3 protein-coding genes are annotated in these 4,463 nt (G+C 45.2%); all 3 read right to left on the bottom strand.

Annotated elements, in window-relative coordinates; translation table 11 throughout:
• Positions 1-101 precede the first annotated feature (101 nt).
• Entirely contained in the window at positions 102-422 is a 321-nt protein-coding gene (locus AC1DSE_RS30815; protein ID WP_076269945.1) for a transposase, read from the bottom strand.
• A gap of 698 nt (positions 423-1,120) precedes the next feature.
• Positions 1,121-2,260 carry a glycoside hydrolase family 88 protein gene (locus AC1DSE_RS30810; protein ID WP_477512068.1) on the bottom strand — a complete coding sequence of 380 codons (1,140 nt, stop codon included), beginning with the start codon at positions 2,258-2,260 and terminating at the stop codon, positions 1,121-1,123.
• A 47-nt stretch (positions 2,261-2,307) separates the two neighbouring features.
• Positions 2,308-4,257: a heparinase II/III family protein gene (locus AC1DSE_RS30805; protein ID WP_477512067.1), complete on the bottom strand. Its 1,950-nt coding sequence runs from the start codon at positions 4,255-4,257 to the stop codon at positions 2,308-2,310.
• Between the last annotated feature and the right edge of the window lie 206 nt (positions 4,258-4,463).

Genomic DNA, 4,463 nt, shown 5'->3' with positions numbered 1-4,463 from the left:
GTTTTTTGCTCTCCATCGGTAATAGGTAGMACGTGGCACACCCAGCCATGCACAAGCTTTGGTGATCGTAACTTCCCCGTGAATCAACTCAACCAGTTCAACTATGATTTTTGGTGACAACTCCTTTCCATTTCCTTGTACTTTTTTAGCACATCTATTTGTTGCTTTAAGAACCGATTCTCCGCCTTTATTTGCTCCAGTTCCGAGGTAAACTCAGGTCCTTTACCATAGCTGTATTGTTTGCCTACAGGTTGCTCCAAGCGGTTTAATTCGCCCTTGCGGTACCATCGCATCCAGGTTTCCAATTGCGTCTTATTTCGAATGCTCAGCTGCTCCATGACCTCTTTCACTGGAACTCCTGTTATTCTCAATTCAATAGCTTTCATTTTTGTTTCCACTGGGTAACTTACTCTTGTTGCCAACGTAAAAACACCTCCAAGGTTGTCTCCATATCTTACGACATGGTTGCATTTTCTTGAAGGTGTTTTAATTTGTCTCACGCTAAGGGGTCAGTCCCCTCGAACCCTAATTTCAACTTGGTTTTTTTTGTTAGGGGAGTTTTGAGTGAGAATTAATTTTTCTGCATAAACAAATTGGAAATAACCGTAGTACAAAATAGCAATTGGTATGGTTATGATACACAGGACTATAGCCAAAGCACGAAAAGTTCTTTTTCGTTCTTCTTTTCTATCTACCATTTAATGCACCATCCCACCGTCATTAAGATATTGTTTATCTTCGTATGCTGAAAAAGGAGTACACAAGCAAAACATCTCCAAAGAAGATTGCCATCAAAAACGCTCTCCATAAATATTTTAAAAACACCGTTAAAGCACCTGTCTCCTTATTTCTGCATTTACTTCATTTAGAAGGCTGCTAGGACATTATATTTCATTTACTTTAATCCAAAAAGTGTAACTTTCAGGTGTTCTATTTCATGTTTTCGACTTGGTCATTTCCACGCTAAACTGCCCATTAGTTTAACAACTTCAGCAGGCAAAAGAAAAAACCTCCCCGCAGCACCCTGCAGAGAGGTTCTCCCAAATAAAATATCTTCTAATTGCACTTACCCTTAAGTATCTCCACCGCTATGATATGCTCGTTGGTACTCATCGTTTTACTACCACAAGAACAACTCGTTCCCTTTTAGCTTGAAAACAGCTTCCATGAAATAATAGTCGCCATAAATGATTGAAATATGAATGTCTTGATGATGATACGCTGCTGAACCATTGATCAACAGATGATCGGAATCCGTCGTCCAGTCGCAGCGAGAAACGTCCAGCGTTTTCAACAGCTTCAGTGCGGCATTCAGATAGACTTCCTTCTCATACTCGCCAACCGCTTTGGCGATTTCGATCAGTCCGCAAGCCGCGATCGCCGCTGCCGTGGAATCTTCGTAAGCGGGCTCGTTCGGTTGACGGAAATCGATCGGAATAATGCCGTTATCCGGAATATTCGCCATAAAATAATGCGCCACGCGTTTGGCTGCCTGCAAATACTCCTGCTTCCCTGTATGCTTATAACTGATCATAAAGCCGTACAAAGCCCACGTCTGCCCACGCGTCCACGACGAGCCTTCCTCGAATCCTTGACCGCCATAAGTTCGGACAACGCTTCCCTTGAATGGGTCGAACTCCACGATATGATTCACGGAACCGTCCGGCCTAATAAAAGCATCGAGAGCGGTGTCCGCATGCTTCATCGCGATTTGCGCATATCGCGGATCTTTGGTCTCTTCGCTCGCCCAATACAGAAGAGGAAGATTCATCATGCAATCCACGATCGCCCACCCTCTCGTATCTTCGCTGGTTGTATCATCGTTCCAAGCGCGGATAAACCCGCCCACCAAGTTTAATCGTCCGGCAAGCAAGTTGGCGGCATGCAGCGCCCTCTTGCGGGATTCCAGATTACCGGTAACTTTATAATTGGCCACACTCGTAGGCAGCCACATAAAACCGACATCATGATGCAGACCGTAGAATTGATGGAGACTAGCATCCAAAGCATCTTCCGTGAAATTGGCGATTTCCTTGTACTTCTGAGCCCCGGTTTCATGGTACATAAGCCACATCATGCCGCCCCAGAACCCATTCGTCCACCAGTTGATATCTTTCTTGATCTGGTTATCGTGCTCACCGTTACTTGTGGTATATGGAATTTTGCTGCTTGATCTTTCACTTACTGCGCCCATTTTGGCTGTTATTTTGGAAATAACATTTTCAACCCAAATTTGATCGTCAGTCTGTAGGTTCAACATCTTTTCACTCCTATTCATATCTTTCTAAGGGTTTCGCCTTTTCAAGCCTATTTGGATATTTGCATATCTCTTTCGTGTATCGAAACAAAGTATCGCTCTCCAAGCTCGAAGTTAAATACACCATCCGCTGTTTCAACAATCTGAACAGCAGGCTGCTGCCCCCCTTGGAAAGGAATAAGCACCGTCAAGAAAGTAACTGTACCGCTGAATCTATCTTGGAAGCGTACCCTTGTCGAAGGCCTTGAGAGATCGGTCTCATCAGACAACCTTCCTTGTAGAAAATCCAATTCCCCTATATGGCTTGTTGCAATCACCAGATTCGCAATTTCGCTCGTCGCAATCACGCCGCCCAGTTTCTCCTTCACCTCGACAAAATCCAGATGGAAATAGCGCTGAACGCTATGGTTATTCAGCCCTTCTACAAGGTCCGCAATAAGAACGAACCGATTATCGACTAGTGAAATATGCCTGTGATGAATCACCGGTTCGTAGTTTGTATGGCAGGCGCTGGCGAGCCGGTAGAAACCTCTATCCTCCACATTGTAGATTCCGCCGGGTTTTTGCGGTCCGTATTGAAAGGGGCGAATATACTCAAAATGATCTCGCTCATCGATTAGCAGCGTAGAGTGATAATTTGAACTCTTGAACTGTTTGCGGTCCTCATCATCTCGATAACAAAAAAATCCGGGATCACAAATCATGTCTTTTCCGAGCGCAGTAAAATCAAAGCTCATCAAATCAATGTGGGCATGGGCATTTTGAACAGGGCTTTTACATGTAAACAAAAAACTGAGAGCCTTTGAATCCCAGCCACTGCGGATAATCGCTTGATGCAACGTTCGATTCCAAAACGTCGTCGGTTTATCCAATACAAACTGTCTGCCCTGCAGGGAATACAGCTCTTCCACGAATTTGCTGACATCGAGCGCCCTCCATACATGCTTGCTTGCTTCCCGTACCACCTCGTTCACATCGATCAAATTCGTTGCAAGTCCGAGCCAGGATACATCCTCCAAAGCAAAATACCCATAGACGCCGGACATTACAGCAAGGGGATTCGCATAGGAATCGCCGACAGGTACACATTTCCCGGTTGGTCTTAACGAGTAGATCGAGTAATCCAAATTTTTTCTAAACCGCTCCATGTACGCTGGTGAGAACTGAAAATGGAAACGTTTAGCCAGAACCACAGCCAGCCCGAACCAGAACATGCAGCCATTATGATAAGATGGGCAACCCTCGATTTGACCGCCGTCCTCCGTCAGCTGCGCTATGCTGCACTTTTCGATGCCATCGATCGCAAAAGCCTTCCATTCTTCCGCTTCTTTCAGCTCGGGAAAATAAAGGGCCGTCGTCAGAAGACCCAAACACTCCATTAAATAATGATTATGATCCGCTTTAGGCCACAGCTGAGGCGACACGTTGCGCAGAGCTTTTATTTGCTTGTAAATGACCGTTAAATACTGCTCCAACACTGCTTCCGTAAACAGCTCCGAATGACCTAGATGCTCCAGGATAAGCGGCCAAATTTTGTAGGCTCGAATACCAATCTCCAAAACCCTCAGCGGATGGCATTCCGTAAAATAGTCAATCGGCTTATCGAGTAAGTCCTCGGGAATAGTGACGAACTCGATCCAGTCCATCATTTCGTCGATGACCTTAACACCGTACTTTACATCCTTAGTGAGAGAATAGGCTTCCAGCAAGTCCTGCCAATGAGTCATGCGATTCAGCTGCCATAAATATTCATTATCATTATGTCTGCGCTCCAGCCAGTTAGGCGGGTGCCCTACAAACTCCCTGACTCCCCCCGTACCGGGAAGCATGATCATCCCTCGATAAGCGAGTTCTGCATTCGCGATCGTCTCGCGCACATGATCAGGCATATGGGCTGCTATATAGGCGGCTTTATCTTCCATCGGCTCTAGCCGCGAACGCAAGTTAGCTAGCAGGTCTGTTGTACTTATCGGCTCAATCAACAATGATTGCAGATTCATTTTTTCATCTCCATCATATAATTTTTGTTTCGTTACGATGTTCTCGATCACATTTTCGATAACGTTTACAATCCAGAAGGAATACTCCCTCCGAAATCATCACGACTCCGGAGGGAGGGGTTCCAACTATTTCATGTAACGGTCATATGCACCTTGTTCCAGTTCAAGCAGTTGCTTGATGCCTAAATCTTCCAACTCCTTAATAT

This window comes from Paenibacillus sp. 01L418, from assembly GCF_056400045.1.
Note: the sequence above shows the minus strand (reverse complement) of the source record. Positions and strands in the feature narration are given on the sequence as shown.